A 13129-nucleotide genomic window follows, 5' to 3' on the forward strand; every position below is an offset into this window, starting at 1 on the left:
GAGCCGCTTCTCCAGCACCGCGTCGATCAGCTCGAACTTGGGCCGCAGCAGTTCGGCGTGGCGCGCCATGTGGGCCCGTACGGCCGCGGCGTCGGGCAGGAAGCGGGCGTGCCGCAGCTGGTTGATCTTGTCCGGGCCGATCGTCCGCTTCGAGAAGTGGTCGAGCAGCCAGGAGACGTTGGCGGGCGAGGATCCGAAGAAGGCCACCCCGCTGCCGGCCATGGTGATCTTCGAGGTCGAGCCGAAGACGAACACCCGGTCGGGGTGGCCCAGTTCCGCGCTCAGGCTCAGGATGTCGGCGAGGGGTTCGTCCGCGCCGACGTGGTGCACCGCGTACGCGTTGTCCCAGAAGATCCGGAAGTCCGGGGCGGCCGTCTCCATGGCGGCCAGCCGCCGTACCGTCTCGGGCGGGGAGCAGACCCCGGTCGGGGTGCTGTACTTCGGAACGCACCAGATGCCCTTGACCCGTTCGTCGGCGACGAGCCGTTCCACCTCGTCCAGGTCCGGGCCGTCCGCGGTCATCGGCACCGGGATCATGTCGATGCCGAGCTTCTCGCACAGCGCGAAGTGCCGGTCGTAGCCGGGAACCGGGCAGAGCATCGCCGTCCGCCCCTCGCGCGGCCAGGGCGCCGGAGCACCGGGCAGGCCGAACAGGACCGCGTCCACCACGCATTCGTACATCAACTCCAGACTGGAGTTGCCGAACGCGACCAGCTGGTCCACCGGCACCTGCAACGGCTCGGAGAACGCCGCCCGCAGTTCGGGCAGCCCCTGGAGTCCGCCGTAGTTGCGGGCGTCGGTACCGTCCTGCGCGGTGTGGTCAACGGGACCCGGCAGGCCCAACAGCGGTCGCGACAGCTCCAGTTGCTCAGCGGAGGGCTTGCCGCGGGTCAGGTTCAGGCGCAGACCCCGGCTCTTGAGGCGGCCGTGCTCGTCGCGGAGCGCCGCGAGTCGTGCGGACAGTTCGGGATGCGCAAGTGTCGTCAGATCCATGCCCGCCATCCTCGTTCAGGCCCGCGATCGGCGCGCCAGGATTACTGCGCGCGGCAACAGGGGGCTGACCGGACCGGATACCGATATGGATGCCGGGCCGGATGCCGGTGGGGGAGTTACGGGTACGGGGAACGCTGGTCGCGCACCGCGGATAATCCGGGTGTCACGGGGCGCCGCCCAATGCCATGATGTTGATCATGAACGGTTACGTTGCCGATCCCGCCCGACTCGGTGAGACCCGGCTGTCCGACGGCCGCTTGCTCGGGTGGGCGGAGTGGGGACCGGAGGACGGCGTGCCGGTACTGCTGTGCCCGGGCGCGGCGACGAGCCGGTGGCTGGGCTTCGGCGCCGGCGTCGTCGAGAGGCAAGGAGTACGCCTCATCTCCGTGGACCGCCCGGGACTCGGGGCCTCCACGCCACACCCGGGGCGGACCTTCGCCGATTTCGCCGGTGACATCCGCCAACTCCTCGCGCCGCGCGGACCGGGACGCGTTCCGGTGGTCGGCAACTCGCAGGGGGCGCCGTTCGCACTGGCCTGCGCCGCGGCGGGGATCGCGTCCGCGCTGGCCGTCGTCTCCGGCGCGGACGAGATCGCCGCCCCCGAGTTCGCCACCGTGCTGCCGGCGGAGCTGCGCGACCTGGTCGAGCGGACGGCGGCCGACCCCGCGGGCGCCGAGCAGTTCTTCGCCGGGTTCACCGCGGAGGCCATGTGGAACATGGTCATGGGCCAGAGCCCGGAATGCGACCTGACCGTCTACCGCGAGCCGCGGTTCGCGGACGCCTACCGCCGCGCCCTGGCGGAGGCCTTCGCCGGTGGAGCGGCGGCCGGTTACGCCCGGGACACGGTGCTGGCCATGGGACGCTGGCCGTTCCGCCCGTCCGAGATCACCGTCCCCGTCGACATCTGGTACGGCGAGCGCGACACCAGCCACTCCCCCGACAACGGCGCGTTCCTGGCCGGCCGCATTCCCGGCGCCGAGCGCCATCTGGTCCCGGACACCGGCGGCGCCCTGCTGTGGACACACGCCGCTCCCGTCCTAGCCTCGCTGCTCCGGAAGGCCGGGGCTGGGTAACTCCGAAGGGACGGGGGTGACCGCGTAACTCCCAAGGGACGGAGTAACCGCCCCGCCCCCACCACCACGTGGCATCCCCACCGTCCCGGAGAGGCGGAGCGCATCCGCCACTTCGGCTGACCACTACCGGTCGAGTGCACGCGCCCGCAGTCCCCCGCAGTCCAGTCCCCCGCAGTCCCCGACCGGCCCCATCGCGCAGTCCGCCGTACGGGACCCCCCGGTGAACGCTAACGTCAGGCCACCGAACACCAGCGAGCACGAACAAGAGCGAGCACACACCGAAGGAGAGGGCAGCCCCATGGACGCCGAGCAGGCCCGTGCCCGTATCGCCGCCATCCGCGCAGCCGGCGGGAAGGTGAGCGCCGAGGAGCTGGACGGCCTGTGGGCCGCCCTTGAGCCGGTGCGGCCCGAGGACATCCTCGGGCCCTGGAAGGGCAGCGCATTCGTCACCGGGCACCGTGTCGAGGGCCTGCTGGAGGCGGCCAACTGGCATGGCAAGAACTTCCGTTCCACCTCCGACGTGCAGCCGCTGATCTGCCGCGGCCCGGACGGGAAACTGTTCTCCAACGTCGAAGCGGGCAACGGCGAGGCCAGTTTGTGGATGGTCGAATTCCGCGGGGAGTCCACCGCCTCGATGGTCTACGACGGCCAGCCCGTCATCGACCACTTCAAGCGCATCGACGACGCCACCCTCCTGGGCGTCATGAACGGCAAGGACGTCCTCGACGACGGCCGGTACTTCTACTTCCTCCTCGACCGGGACTGACTGCCCCGGACGCCGCACCGCGGCAACCGCGCCCCGGACAGGCCGAGGTGATCTCCCAAGCCATCACCGCGCTGCGCCGGCAGGGCACCCTGGCCCTGGTCGGCATCGGCGGCCAGGCCACGTTCGACATCATGACCGTGATGACCAAGGGCCTCCGGATCCGCGGAGTGATCGAAGGCGACGCCCGGCCCGCCGAGTTCATCCCGCACCTCATCGCGCTCCACCGCGAGGGCAGGCTCCCCCTCCACGACATCATCACCGAGTTCCCGTTCGCCGAGATCGAGCGCGCCGCACAGGCCGCCTCCGCGGGCCGGGTCATCAAGCCCGTGCTCCGCTTCGGCTGAGCGCGCGCGGCGCGACCGGCACCCGGTTGCCCGCGGCAGGCTCGCCCGCCAGAGTTCCAACGTGGCGAGGCCGGTTCCGACGGCGGCGTTCGATGCGGTTCCGGCGACGTTCGATGTGACGGCGAGCGGTCACCGTTGGGTGATGTCGGCGCTGACGATCGCGCCGCCGGGCACCGTGATCACCTCCCCGGCCCCGGACCACCGCCCGCGTCTCCTACAGCCCGCGGATCGCCTCCTCGATCGTCACCGCCAGGGACGCGAGCGCCGTGAACCCCGGTACGGCCTCAACGAGGCCCTTGGCGAACAGCTTCAGCTTGCCCTTGCGCGGCGTCTCCGCGGTGACCTCCTCGCGGGCGTCCTCCGCCGCCTCGATCAGGTCGCCGCGGTCGGGGTGATCGGACCGGCCGAGCTCGTCGATCAGCCGGGAGAGCAGATCGCCGATCTCCTGGGCCGACGGCCGCCGCCCACCATCGCCTTGGGACAGCCCGCTGTTGTGCACCTCGGCCCGCGCGTTCCGGCCGCTCGCCACGGCGTTGCCGACGACGTTCGAGCCGCCGGTCGCGATGATCCCGTCGTTCCTCCGCATCGCGTTTCCTCATCCTCTTCCGTTGTCAGTCCAGCCTCACCAGGGGGATCTTGTTGAGAATGTTCATCGAGACCCGGGACTTCTCACCGGTCGCGACCGAGCTGGATTCCACCTTCGCGCCCTGGGTCGCGATGATGCCGTTGTTGACGATGATTTCCTGACGCTGCACCAGTTCACTCACGTCGATGCCCCGCACCTCGGCGAATTCCACGAGGGCGTCCAGGACCCGCTTTTCGACGGTCTTGAGAACCATGCCGCAGTCGGCCTTCTGGAAATAGCGGTGGTGCCTGCTGTCCGCTGCCTTCTGCCGCACGCTCTGCCGCGCCCCGTAGTCGAAGTGCCGGAGCTGGGTGATGCGCCGGTACTGCCGGCGCATCCGCCAGTACATCCAGTGGTCCGGGGACAATCCGGCGACCGCGCGCACCGGCGAGGCGAACAGCACGAACAGGGTGCTGACCAGCGTCTGTGCGAGCAGTTCGAGGACATCACGCACCGACGGACGGGGCATGAGGGTGTCAATGACCCGGTACCGGTCGAGCAGCGGGCACAGCACCGTTTGCACGGCCTCCACAGAGAGATTGGAGTCCGAGCGGAAGAAACGCAGGAAGAGCGAGGTGACCAACTCGCCGCCCCAACCGGTGGAATGCACCACCAGATAGGGGCGGGCCCCCTCCTCGGGTGCCCGCTTCAGTTCGTCCATCCGGTATTGCGGGATCGAGGCGACGGGCCGGCCGAGCGGATCCGGCAGGAAGCGCCTGTCGCCCAGGAGAGTCGCACCGTCCACGAACAGCCGCTCCTCGATTTCCAGGCAGGGCAGGGACAACGCACCGACGCGCTGGGCGATATGAGCGTAGAGATCCGTCACGTCGAAGTCCCGCGCCGTCACCCCCGCCCCGCTCGATGTGGTGACGTCGAAGGTCAGGGACCACGATTCGAGTTGGTTCCCGTATCCGATGAACGGTGAATAGCCGCTGTACGCCGTGACGTTCCCCCGGGCGTAATCCCCGATCTGGCGCAGACCGGCGGCGATCTCGGGAGTGAACGGTGGGGGCGCCGCCGCGGGGTCGAAACGACCCGGGCGGAGGCTCTGGAGATGGCGCCCGTATTTCGTCGAGACTTCGAACGAAAACACCGTGACCCAGGCGAAGAGCAGCGTCAGCAGGGTGGCGTCCGGACTGTCGGCCCAGAAGGTGAACACGACGGCCAGCACCAAGAGGGCGGCGAGCAGCAGATCACGGCTGTGGCGGCGGGCGTTGGCCCGGTAGGCGTGCCGGAGCACGACGGGCACGTCGCATGCCGGGGCCATCGCCACCCCCAGATGCGGTTCGGCCGCGATCTCCTTGATGAGCGACCTGGCGTACTCGCGATGAAGATAGGCCGCGGCGCACAGATACCGGGTCAGGTCCCGACCGCCGCCCCAGCGCGGCGCGTTGGCGGCACGGCCGCTCGTGGCGGGCGCGAACGTGGACCCGGTGGACGGCACCGCGGCGGAACCACCGCCCGCCGCGGGCGCGAAGGTCGATCCCGCCCCCGACGCGGCAGCGGAACGGCTACCGGTGGCGGGCGCGAAGGTGGACCCCTTGGACAGGTTCGGCACAGGCGGTGACGCACCGGCCGACGGCGCCGTCGCCGCAGAGCTCCCGCCGGTCACCAGGGCCCCACCGCACTTGCCGCAGAACGTGGCGCCCGGAACCGATCCCCGGCCGCAGCGAGGGCACGAAGCAGAAGAAGAGGCAGAAGGCGTCATCACTCCCCCGTGCATGAAGACAATCCACGTTTCCCAAGTGCACCACAGGCACTCTGCACAGCACTACCGGTGTGCGCTTTGCGGCTGGACCGTTACAGATCACCGACACATCACGAGAGTTCCGGCGGAGAACCGAGGGACCGCCACCCATCGAGCCATCCTCCCCTCTGTACCTACAGGTATGTACAATCCCCTCATGGACACCAGGGAACGACTCATCCAGAGCACCCGCGAGCTGCTGTGGGAGCGCGGCTACGTCGGCACCAGCCCCAAGGCGATCCTGGAACGTGCCGGAGCGGGACAGGGCAGCATGTACCACCACTTCCACGGCAAGCCCGATCTGGCGCTGGCCGCGATCAGCCGGAGCGCGGCGGACCTGCGGGAGCGGGCGGAGGCCGAGTTCACCGGCTCCGGCACGGTGGTCGAGCGGATCACCGCCTACCTGACGCGGGAGCGGGACGCCCTGAAGGGCTGCCCGGTCGGCCGCCTGACCCAGGACCCGGACGTGATGGCGGATCCCGAGCTGCGGAAACCGGTCGAGGAGACCTTCGACTGGCTCACCGACCGCCTGGCCGAGCTGCTCGCCCAGGCCCGCGCCAACGGCGAACTGACCGCCGGGCTCGACCCCGCGGCCACGGCCACCGCACTGGTCGCCGTGCTCCAGGGCGGTTACGTACTGGCCCGCGCCGCCGGTTCCGCCGCCGTCTACGCCCGCGCCGTCGACGGCGCCCTCGACCTCCTCACCGGCCACGTCCGCCGACGCTGATCCCCGAACGCTGATCCCCGAACAGTGATCCACAGACGCCGATCCACGGACGTCCGTACCACCAGGAGACGGTCACCACCATGCCCCTTGTCCGCATCGACGCACTGCGCGCCGACCGCGACCGGCTCGCCGCGCTCGGCCGCGCCGTGCACGACGCACTGATCGAAACGATCGGCATCCCGCCCGACGACCACTTCCAGATCCTGGTCAGCCACGACGGTACCAACAGCACACTCCACTACGGTAGTTACTTCGGCATCGACCGCGACGACGACATCGTGTACGTCGCGATCACCCTGCGCGCCGGACGCACACCCGCACAGAAGCAGGCGCTGTACCGCCGGATCGCCGACCTGGCCCACACCTACGCGGGCACCGCGCCACGCAACGTCTTCGTCACCCTGACCGAGAACGCGTCGATCGACTGGTCACTCGGCAACGGGGAAGCCCAGTACATCACTTCCGCCGCCGTGGCCGACGGCCCGCCGTCACCGTCCGCCGGCACCGCGGCCCGGGAGTGACCACGGAGGCCCCGATGCCGGGACACGCCCGGGCCAGGTCCCGAGAGCACCGACATCGGCCCGGTTGCCGGCGTGCCGTCGCGGATGCGCCCCTTGTGTCCGGCGGAAGACGGCTCCGTCAGCTGGGAGGCGTACCGGTCACACCAGGACCCCGGCCGCCTCGTCCTGGTCGAGCGCTGGGCCAGCCGCCCCCACTGGGAGGCTCACGATGCCGGTGACGCCATCCAGAAGATCTACATCCCGGAGATCATGCCGCGCATCGAGCGCGAAGTGCAGCCAAGCATGCGGGTACATGGCAGGCATGAAGCGGTAACTGGGTGGACCCGTCACGTTGTTCGACCCCGGCTGTTTCACGGAACCGCGGCCAGAGCCTTGAAAACGGCGGCCCCTGCTTGCCCCCTAGACCGGCCTCGGGTAGCAAGCGACGGGATTCACCAGCCCTCTGCCCCGTCGGCGGTCTACCGTACGGATACGCCGCGCTACCCACCGCGGTCACTTGAGGAGGAAATCCTGTGTCATCGGCCTGTGACCCCCAGCACGCTCCCGCCGGCGATGTGAGCACAGCGCTCATGCTGATCGACTCCCGGCTCAAAGCCATCTACGACGGCAGGACCAACACCGACCCCGAACAGCAGGCGCTGATCGACCAGTTCGCCGCCTCCCTGGGCCCCAGGGGAGCCGACGACGTGCTGGACGGCACGTGCACGCTCATCTTCATGTTCATGCAGTGGCTGCGGATGGCCTACGAAGACCACGACGAGGACGTCATCGCGTGCGTGGTGCCCAACTTCGTGGCCACGATGCGCATGATGCCCAAGAGCGTCCGCCCCGAGGCCATTCCCACCATGGTCGGTTTGGTCGTCGCCGCGGGCACCGGCCTGAGCCCCAGCCTGTGGCGCAAACAGTACGGATACTGGACCAAGGACGAGATGACTCCCTTGGAAGCCACCGCCTCCCTGCTCGCGGAGCACATCAACCGCCTCACCGACGACCCCGACTTCGCTACCCGCATGATCACCGAGGCTCTGTACGAGGCGGACGAAGGCTGACGTGCCGCATCCTCGGCGCGAGCCCCGACGTCTGACTCCTCGGGCTCCCTCGCCCATGGCATGCGTGTTGCCCACGCGCTTGACATCAGTGCGGACCGGAGTTCGTGGACGGCATCCGGCTCCGGGGGCCGCGAAGGTGGGGGCGTATCCGGTCGAGGAGGACGAGGGCGAGGGCCAGGACGTAGAAGGCCAGGGCGAAGACGACGGCGTTGGTGGCGACGCCGGCATAGCCGTGGAGGTCGACGTCGAGGAAGGGGTAGGGGTATCGGCCGTTGGTGCCGGGGGCGAGGAGGGCGCCGCGGACGAGGGCGAAGGGTAGGTAGAGGACGGGGTAGGCGAGCCACTGCCAGGCGTAGCGGAGCGGGAAGGCGCCGGGGGTGGTGAGGACGAGCCAGTCGAGGACGGCGGCGAGCGGGGTCACGGTGTGGAGGAGCTGACTGGCGGCCGTTTCGAGGGGGGTTCGGTGGCTGGTCATGGAGAAGCCACTGGAGTCGTTCGACAGTACGAAGTGGAAGACGAGCCCTGTGATGCAGATGTAGAGCAGCGCTGCGCCGGTGATCCGCGGGGAGAGGGCGGGACGCCCGGTCCAGGCGCGGTGGGCGGACCAGGCGAAGACGAGGGCCAGCAGGATGTTGGACTGGATCGTGAAGTAACTGAAGAGCCGGCCCGGGTCGTGGGAGGCGATCGTGTCCAGGACGATGCCGGTCACCGCGGTCAGGACCACGAGCACGCGGAAGGCCACCGCGACGGTGCGGCGGCCTCCGGAGGAGGGTGCGAGAACGGCCGACGCGTCGGGCAGGCCGGACGGGGCCGTGGATGCGGTGGAGGTGGCAAAGGCCGTAGAGGCGGTGGGGGGTGTCGGATCAAGCATTGGTCCACCGTACGGCCCGGCTCCGGGACGACCGCCCCGGACTGCCGGGTCAGGCGCGGGGCACGAGGGTACGGAGCATGGCCTGGTGGCCTGGGTGCCGACTGAGGGGCACAACCGTACCGACCGGCTGGAGAGCGACTCCGGCAAGCAACTGGCGGTCGCCTTGGCACGACCGTCGATCGTAGTGAGACGTCTCGGTATCCCGGCGGGCCGTTGCTCCTTTCACCCCCGGAAATGGACTCCACCGAATACCCGCGCCCGGACACGGTGAAGGCCGTCATGTCCGCGTTCTCACGCGACTTCGTCGCCGGGTCACCGCCACCACCGGGCGCTGCAGGTCCGGCAAATACTCCCGCCTGAACCGGAGGCCCTCAACATCGAACATCCAGCCCCGCCACAGCATGCGCCGGAACTCATCGAGAAGCGCTGCTCTTCGACACGGCCAGCGCCATGTTCAACTGGTCAGACGAAATAGAGGCGTTCGAGTTCGTCGCTGTCGGCTGACCTGGTGTAGAGGGTGCCGCCGTCTTGCGTGACCTTCTCCAGGTAGGCGTAGATCTGTAGAGCCCGGTTGATGGTGTCGGTCTTGGTGTCGCCGGTGAGCTTGACGGCCTGGTCCAGTGCCATGGCCGCCTTGGGGGCGAGGTTGACGGTGATACGCGTCGGGCCGGCGCTCTGCCACTCCTGGGCAGCGGCTCCCTTGTGCGAGGTGGACATGTGACGGCTTCCCCTTCGTCCGATCCGTCCGCGGCCTGACCTGACCAGACCCCTACAGCATCCAAGATGCCCGATCGTACATACGCTGTCAAGCAATCGTATGGACACTACGCGCATCATGCATGCACAAGACATGCTTCGCGGATGAACACCGCCCGATGCCGTCACCACCGCGTCGGAACTGAGTAACAGTCACGTAAGGGAAGGAAAAGTAAAGTTGATGCACATCGCAGCTGATCGCTAGCGTCGGGGTGTGAGCGGTTTAGGAGACGGAGGACAGCTGAGGGGAGAAGGACCAGAGATGGCCACCAGGGATCTCGACCTCAGCGTGGAAGAACCCAGCAACCGTGCGGACGCGGCCGTGCTCAAGGAAAGCACCGGACTGACCTTCAAGTGGGAAATCGGCCCCGCCAAGATGGAAGTCTCCACCGACGAGGCCCAATCCATGTCGCCGTCCGCGATCGGCATCGCCATGCTGCTGCTGTCCGCGGGAAGCAGCGTGCCGGCCGTGGTCCTCGCCCTGGCCAACGAGTTCCTGCACGCCCCTGCCGTGCTGATGGCCATCGGATCGATCGCGCTGTTCCTGGTGGTCTTCGCCACCGGCACGCTGCTGATGCTGCACGGCGGGGCAGTCGGGAAGTCCCCGCACGCCCCCGCCTCTGCGGACCGCCCGGCCTCGAACAGCAGGCGCACGCGGCCGTTTCGGCGCCGGCCGCACCGCTCCGCATCGCATCGCTCCCGCTGACACCGCGCCGGCGGGCCGACCGCAGCCGTCGTGGACTCGCTGTCGGTCATGTGCGAGAGGCCCGAGTGTGATCAGCAGCCGGGGATAGGAACACCACGCCCCTCACCTGCGCCGCCCGCCCGGGCTGCGCAGCGCGCGGGCGATCTCGGCGATCGAGCGGAGGATGGCGGCGCGGTGCCGCGGCCGGGAACCGCGGAGGGCCTGACGGGCGATCAGTACGAGTGAGAGAGCGATGACGGCGGCGGTCAGCGCGACCGTGCACACCTGCGCGGCCAGCACGTCACGCAGAATCCGGGCAACCGAACCGGCGGCGCCGTGCTCCCTCTCGGCTGTCGCGGCCGTCGCAATCGTCGCGGCCATCACGGACTTGTCGGCCATCGTGAACATCACTACTCCGGTGGTTGGGTGCCGTGCGGGACGGATCGGGCCCATGGCACCTGTCCACCGCCGTGTCCATCGACCTTGCGAACTGAGTTTGGACAGGCGGAGGTTGGCGTTGCAGGTGACGGCCGTATGCTGGCGTTCTTCCCATGTGTGCATGGCGGACTCGTTGGACAGCTGGCGAGGGGGCAGGCCGGACCGGCCGGTGATGGCATGGCGGATGACGGCAGCGCGGCGGCGCTGGAGGAAGAGTTCTTCGACGATCTCAGGCGGGTGGAGCGACTGCGCCGGCGGTTGCCTTCCGGGGTGCGCCCCTCTCTGCGCGACCTCGCCAAAGGCACCGGGCGTTCGCACAACACGCTCGACAACTGGTTGAGCGGAAAGGCGTTCCCGTCGGACGGGGAGGAACTTGTCGGGCTGATCGCCGGGATCGGGCGGGCGGCCACCCGCGCCGGCGTCGCCGGCGGTGTCGCGGCGCTGCTCGACGCCGGCCGGTGGCGGGAGCGGCACGCCGCCGTCAATCGGGCCCGTTTGCGGGAGGCGGAGGTGGCGCGGCAGGGCCGGCAGGCCGCCGTGGATCTGGCCGGTGCGGAAGTCCGTGCCCGGCGGGGAGCGGTGGCCGATCCGCCGCAGCGCCTGGGTGCCTGGTCGGCGGCTCGGTTGCGGGTCCACCCGGCCATCTCCGGGACCGCGGCGGGGACTTCCGGCTTCGTCCTGCCCCGCTATGTGTCCCGCCCGCACGACCGGCAGTTGCGCGAGGCACTGCGTACCGCTGCCGCCGGTGGCCGGGCGGCGCTGCTGGTGGTGCGTGGCGGCTCGTGCACCGGCAAGACCCGCACCGCCTACGAAGCCGTGCGTCATATCCCCGCCCTGGCCGATTGGGACCTCGTGTTCCCGCGCACCGCGGCGAGTGCCCTGGAGGTCCTGTCCGCCGGTGTGTTCACCCCGCGTACGGTGTTGTGGCTCGACGACGCGCATCGGCTCCTGGCCGGGCCGGACGGTGAGACCCTCGCCGCCGCGCTGCTCTCCCGTCTTTCCCGGCCCGGCCCCGCGATCGTCGTGGCCACGTTGTGGGATGCCGCCTTCGCCGACCTGACCGCGCCCCCTCGGGAACGTACCTTCGGCAGCGTGGACCCGCACCGTCAGGCCGGTGAGCTCCTGACGGGCGCCGCCGCTGTCGTACGCGTCCCGGCCGCCTTCGGTGCGGCCGAGCTGACGGCGTTGGACACCCTCGGGGGCGACCCCGCGCTGACGGCGGCCCGGAGTTCGTCCCGGGACGGGAGGATCACCCAGACCCTCGCCGCCGGCCTTCAGCTCGTGGACCGCTACGAATCGGCCGACGAGCCGCCCGCCTGCTTCGCCCGTGCGCTGGTCACCGCCGCCATGGACGCCTCCCGGCTCGGCTGGCACGGACCGCTGCCCGACGGCTTCCTGCGCGACGCGGCCCCCGGGTACCTCGACGGCGAGCAGCGCACCGCGGCCGGCCCCGACTGGTTCGCCACCGCCCTCGACGACGCCCGCGTGCAGGTCCAGCGCGTTGCCGCGGCCCTGGAGCCGGTCCCCTCGCCCGGCGGTATGGGGGCGCAGCCGGGGGTCTCGCGGCTGGCCGACTATCTCGACGCCCACGGCCGCGCCACCCGGGAGCACATCTGCCCTCCCCCGTCCTTCTGGAGCGCCGCCGCCGACCACATCAGGGGCGCGGGGCAACTCGCCCGGCTGAGCCGGGAGGCCGAGGCGCGGGGCCGTCACCAGGACGCCGAGCGGCTGGCCCAATTGGCCGCCGCTGCGGGTGACTTCGCCACCTACGCCGTTCTGGCCGAGATGCGGGAGCGGGCCGGAGAGCGGTCGGGCGCGGAGCGGCTCGCCCGACTTGCCGCGGACGCGGGCGATGCGGGCTGCTATGCGGCGCTGGCCTGGATGCGCGAGCGGACCGGAGACCACGAGGGGGCCGAACATCTGGCCCGGATGGCGGGACAGGCCGGAAACCCCGACGCACTGCGGGACTTGGCCGAACGGCGGGAGCAGTCCGGGGAGCTGCGCGGTGCAGAGCGCTTGGCGCGGCTGGCGGTCAAGGCCGGTGCGCGCGATGCGCTGCGCACGCTCGCCAGAGGACGAGAACTCATCGGCGACCACGAGCGCGCGGAGCGCCTGTTCGCGCTGGCCGCCGAGGCGGGAAGTCTGCGTGCCTACAGCGCACTCGCGCGACTGCGGGAGCTCGCCGGGGACCCCCAGGGCGCGGAAGCGGCGGCCAGATCGGCGGCCGACGCCGGCCATCCCCGCACCTACACGGCGCTGGCCTGGATGCGCGAACGCGCCGGAGACCACCGGGGCGCCCAGCGCCTGACCCAACTGGCCGCGGATGCCGGCGACCGCCATGCCTTCCGCGAACTCTCCAGGCTGCGGGAGCGCACCGCTGCCGCGGCGGACGCCGACGACGGCTGACAGGGAGGCGAACGGGTCGGCGGCGGAGGCGGCGACCGTGCTCCGCCCCCTTCTCCGTCCCGCCCGCCGTGCGAGCAGGGCCCCGCACGCGGCCGTAAGGTGCGGCCGTGGTCGAGACGATGTCCGTC

General features: G+C 70.3%; 15 protein-coding genes. 9 read left to right on the forward strand and 6 right to left on the reverse strand.

Annotated elements, in window-relative coordinates; all coding sequences use genetic code 11:
* A partial coding sequence (locus tag RZ84_RS03860; protein WP_241777555.1) for an aspartate aminotransferase type Ic occupies positions 1 to 993 on the reverse strand: 993 nt, incomplete at its 3' end.
* A 197-nt stretch (positions 994 to 1190) separates the two neighbouring features.
* Between RZ84_RS03860 and RZ84_RS03865 the strand changes: the two genes are divergently transcribed.
* From RZ84_RS03865 to RZ84_RS03875, 3 genes are all read left to right on the forward strand, one after another.
* A complete protein-coding gene (locus RZ84_RS03865) occupies positions 1191 to 2066 on the forward strand; it encodes an alpha/beta fold hydrolase (RefSeq protein WP_043269076.1) in 876 nt (291 codons plus the stop codon).
* A gap of 298 nt (positions 2067 to 2364) precedes the next feature.
* Complete coding sequence (locus RZ84_RS03870) at positions 2365 to 2832, forward strand: DUF4334 domain-containing protein (RefSeq protein ID WP_043263096.1); 468 nt, start codon at positions 2365 to 2367, stop codon at positions 2830 to 2832.
* 47 nt (positions 2833 to 2879) lie between these two features.
* The gene (locus RZ84_RS03875) at positions 2880 to 3176 is read left to right on the forward strand and encodes an MDR/zinc-dependent alcohol dehydrogenase-like family protein (protein ID WP_043263097.1); all 297 of its coding nucleotides are present in this window, start codon (positions 2880 to 2882) and stop codon (positions 3174 to 3176) included.
* Between the two features lie 214 nt (positions 3177 to 3390).
* On the opposite strand, the gene RZ84_RS03880 is transcribed toward RZ84_RS03875, so the two are convergent.
* Together RZ84_RS03880 and RZ84_RS03885 are read right to left on the reverse strand one after the other, a co-directional pair.
* Positions 3391 to 3762 carry a hypothetical protein gene (locus tag RZ84_RS03880; protein WP_043263098.1) on the reverse strand — a complete coding sequence of 124 codons (372 nt, stop codon included), beginning with the start codon at positions 3760 to 3762 and terminating at the stop codon, positions 3391 to 3393.
* A 25-nt stretch (positions 3763 to 3787) separates the two neighbouring features.
* A complete protein-coding gene (locus RZ84_RS03885) occupies positions 3788 to 5245 on the reverse strand; it encodes a hypothetical protein (protein ID WP_043269077.1) in 1458 nt (485 codons plus the stop codon).
* Positions 5246 to 5705: 460 nt separating this feature from the next.
* Here RZ84_RS03885 and RZ84_RS03890 point away from each other — a divergent pair, with 460 nt between their 5' ends.
* From RZ84_RS03890 to RZ84_RS03900, 4 genes are all read left to right on the forward strand, one after another.
* Entirely contained in the window at positions 5706 to 6275 is a 570-nt protein-coding gene (locus RZ84_RS03890) for a TetR/AcrR family transcriptional regulator (RefSeq protein WP_043269078.1), read from the forward strand.
* 80 nt (positions 6276 to 6355) lie between these two features.
* On the forward strand, positions 6356 to 6796 hold the full coding sequence (locus RZ84_RS03895) for a tautomerase family protein (RefSeq protein ID WP_043263099.1): 441 nt from the start codon (positions 6356 to 6358) through the stop codon (positions 6794 to 6796).
* Between the two features lie 84 nt (positions 6797 to 6880).
* The gene (locus tag RZ84_RS36065) at positions 6881 to 7354 is read left to right on the forward strand and encodes a putative quinol monooxygenase (protein WP_078893558.1); all 474 of its coding nucleotides are present in this window, start codon (positions 6881 to 6883) and stop codon (positions 7352 to 7354) included.
* A complete protein-coding gene (locus RZ84_RS03900) occupies positions 7309 to 7845 on the forward strand; it encodes a hypothetical protein (RefSeq protein WP_043263100.1) in 537 nt (178 codons plus the stop codon). The genes RZ84_RS36065 and RZ84_RS03900 overlap by 46 nt, the downstream gene beginning before the upstream one ends.
* A gap of 85 nt (positions 7846 to 7930) precedes the next feature.
* Here the strand turns inward: RZ84_RS03900 and RZ84_RS03905 are convergent, their stop codons facing one another.
* Positions 7931 to 8716 (reverse strand): Pr6Pr family membrane protein, encoded by a 786-nt coding sequence (locus RZ84_RS03905; RefSeq protein ID WP_043263101.1) that lies wholly within the window; start codon positions 8714 to 8716, stop codon positions 7931 to 7933.
* A 462-nt stretch (positions 8717 to 9178) separates the two neighbouring features.
* Complete coding sequence (locus RZ84_RS03910) at positions 9179 to 9433, reverse strand: hypothetical protein (protein WP_107068067.1); 255 nt, start codon at positions 9431 to 9433, stop codon at positions 9179 to 9181.
* 301 nt (positions 9434 to 9734) lie between these two features.
* On the opposite strand from RZ84_RS03910, the gene RZ84_RS03915 reads away from it, so the two are divergent.
* Positions 9735 to 10178 carry a hypothetical protein gene (locus tag RZ84_RS03915; protein WP_043263102.1) on the forward strand — a complete coding sequence of 148 codons (444 nt, stop codon included), beginning with the start codon at positions 9735 to 9737 and terminating at the stop codon, positions 10176 to 10178.
* 102 nt (positions 10179 to 10280) lie between these two features.
* Here RZ84_RS03915 and RZ84_RS03920 read toward each other — a convergent pair whose 3' ends face one another.
* Entirely contained in the window at positions 10281 to 10565 is a 285-nt protein-coding gene (locus RZ84_RS03920) for a hypothetical protein (RefSeq protein ID WP_043263103.1), read from the reverse strand.
* A gap of 207 nt (positions 10566 to 10772) precedes the next feature.
* Here RZ84_RS03920 and RZ84_RS03925 point away from each other — a divergent pair, with 207 nt between their 5' ends.
* Complete coding sequence (locus tag RZ84_RS03925; RefSeq protein WP_052229765.1) at positions 10773 to 13001, forward strand: SEL1-like repeat protein; 2229 nt, start codon at positions 10773 to 10775, stop codon at positions 12999 to 13001.
* Positions 13002 to 13129 lie beyond the last annotated feature (128 nt).

The sequence above is a fragment of the Streptomyces sp. CT34 genome (assembly GCF_000805335.1).
Taxonomy (GTDB): Bacteria; Actinomycetota; Actinomycetes; order Streptomycetales; family Streptomycetaceae; genus Streptomyces.

What these genes read in the sequence shown, in the direction of transcription:
- RZ84_RS03865 (WP_043269076.1), top strand. Translation starts at nt 1,191, where the DNA reads ATGAACGGTTACGTTGCCGATCCCGCCCGACTCGGTGAGACCCGGCTG.
- RZ84_RS03870 (WP_043263096.1), top strand. Translation starts at nt 2,365, where the DNA reads ATGGACGCCGAGCAGGCCCGTGCCCGTATCGCCGCCATCCGCGCAGCC.
- RZ84_RS03880 (WP_043263098.1), bottom strand. Translation starts at nt 3,762, where the DNA reads ATGCGGAGGAACGACGGGATCATCGCGACCGGCGGCTCGAACGTCGTC.
- RZ84_RS03890 (WP_043269078.1), top strand. Translation starts at nt 5,706, where the DNA reads ATGGACACCAGGGAACGACTCATCCAGAGCACCCGCGAGCTGCTGTGG.
- RZ84_RS03895 (WP_043263099.1), top strand. Translation starts at nt 6,356, where the DNA reads ATGCCCCTTGTCCGCATCGACGCACTGCGCGCCGACCGCGACCGGCTC.
- RZ84_RS36065 (WP_078893558.1), top strand. Translation starts at nt 6,881, where the DNA reads ATGCGCCCCTTGTGTCCGGCGGAAGACGGCTCCGTCAGCTGGGAGGCG.
- RZ84_RS03905 (WP_043263101.1), bottom strand. Translation starts at nt 8,716, where the DNA reads ATGCTTGATCCGACACCCCCCACCGCCTCTACGGCCTTTGCCACCTCC.
- RZ84_RS03910 (WP_107068067.1), bottom strand. Translation starts at nt 9,433, where the DNA reads ATGTCCACCTCGCACAAGGGAGCCGCTGCCCAGGAGTGGCAGAGCGCC.
- RZ84_RS03915 (WP_043263102.1), top strand. Translation starts at nt 9,735, where the DNA reads ATGGCCACCAGGGATCTCGACCTCAGCGTGGAAGAACCCAGCAACCGT.
- RZ84_RS03920 (WP_043263103.1), bottom strand. Translation starts at nt 10,565, where the DNA reads ATGTTCACGATGGCCGACAAGTCCGTGATGGCCGCGACGATTGCGACG.
- RZ84_RS03925 (WP_052229765.1), top strand. Translation starts at nt 10,773, where the DNA reads ATGGCGGATGACGGCAGCGCGGCGGCGCTGGAGGAAGAGTTCTTCGAC.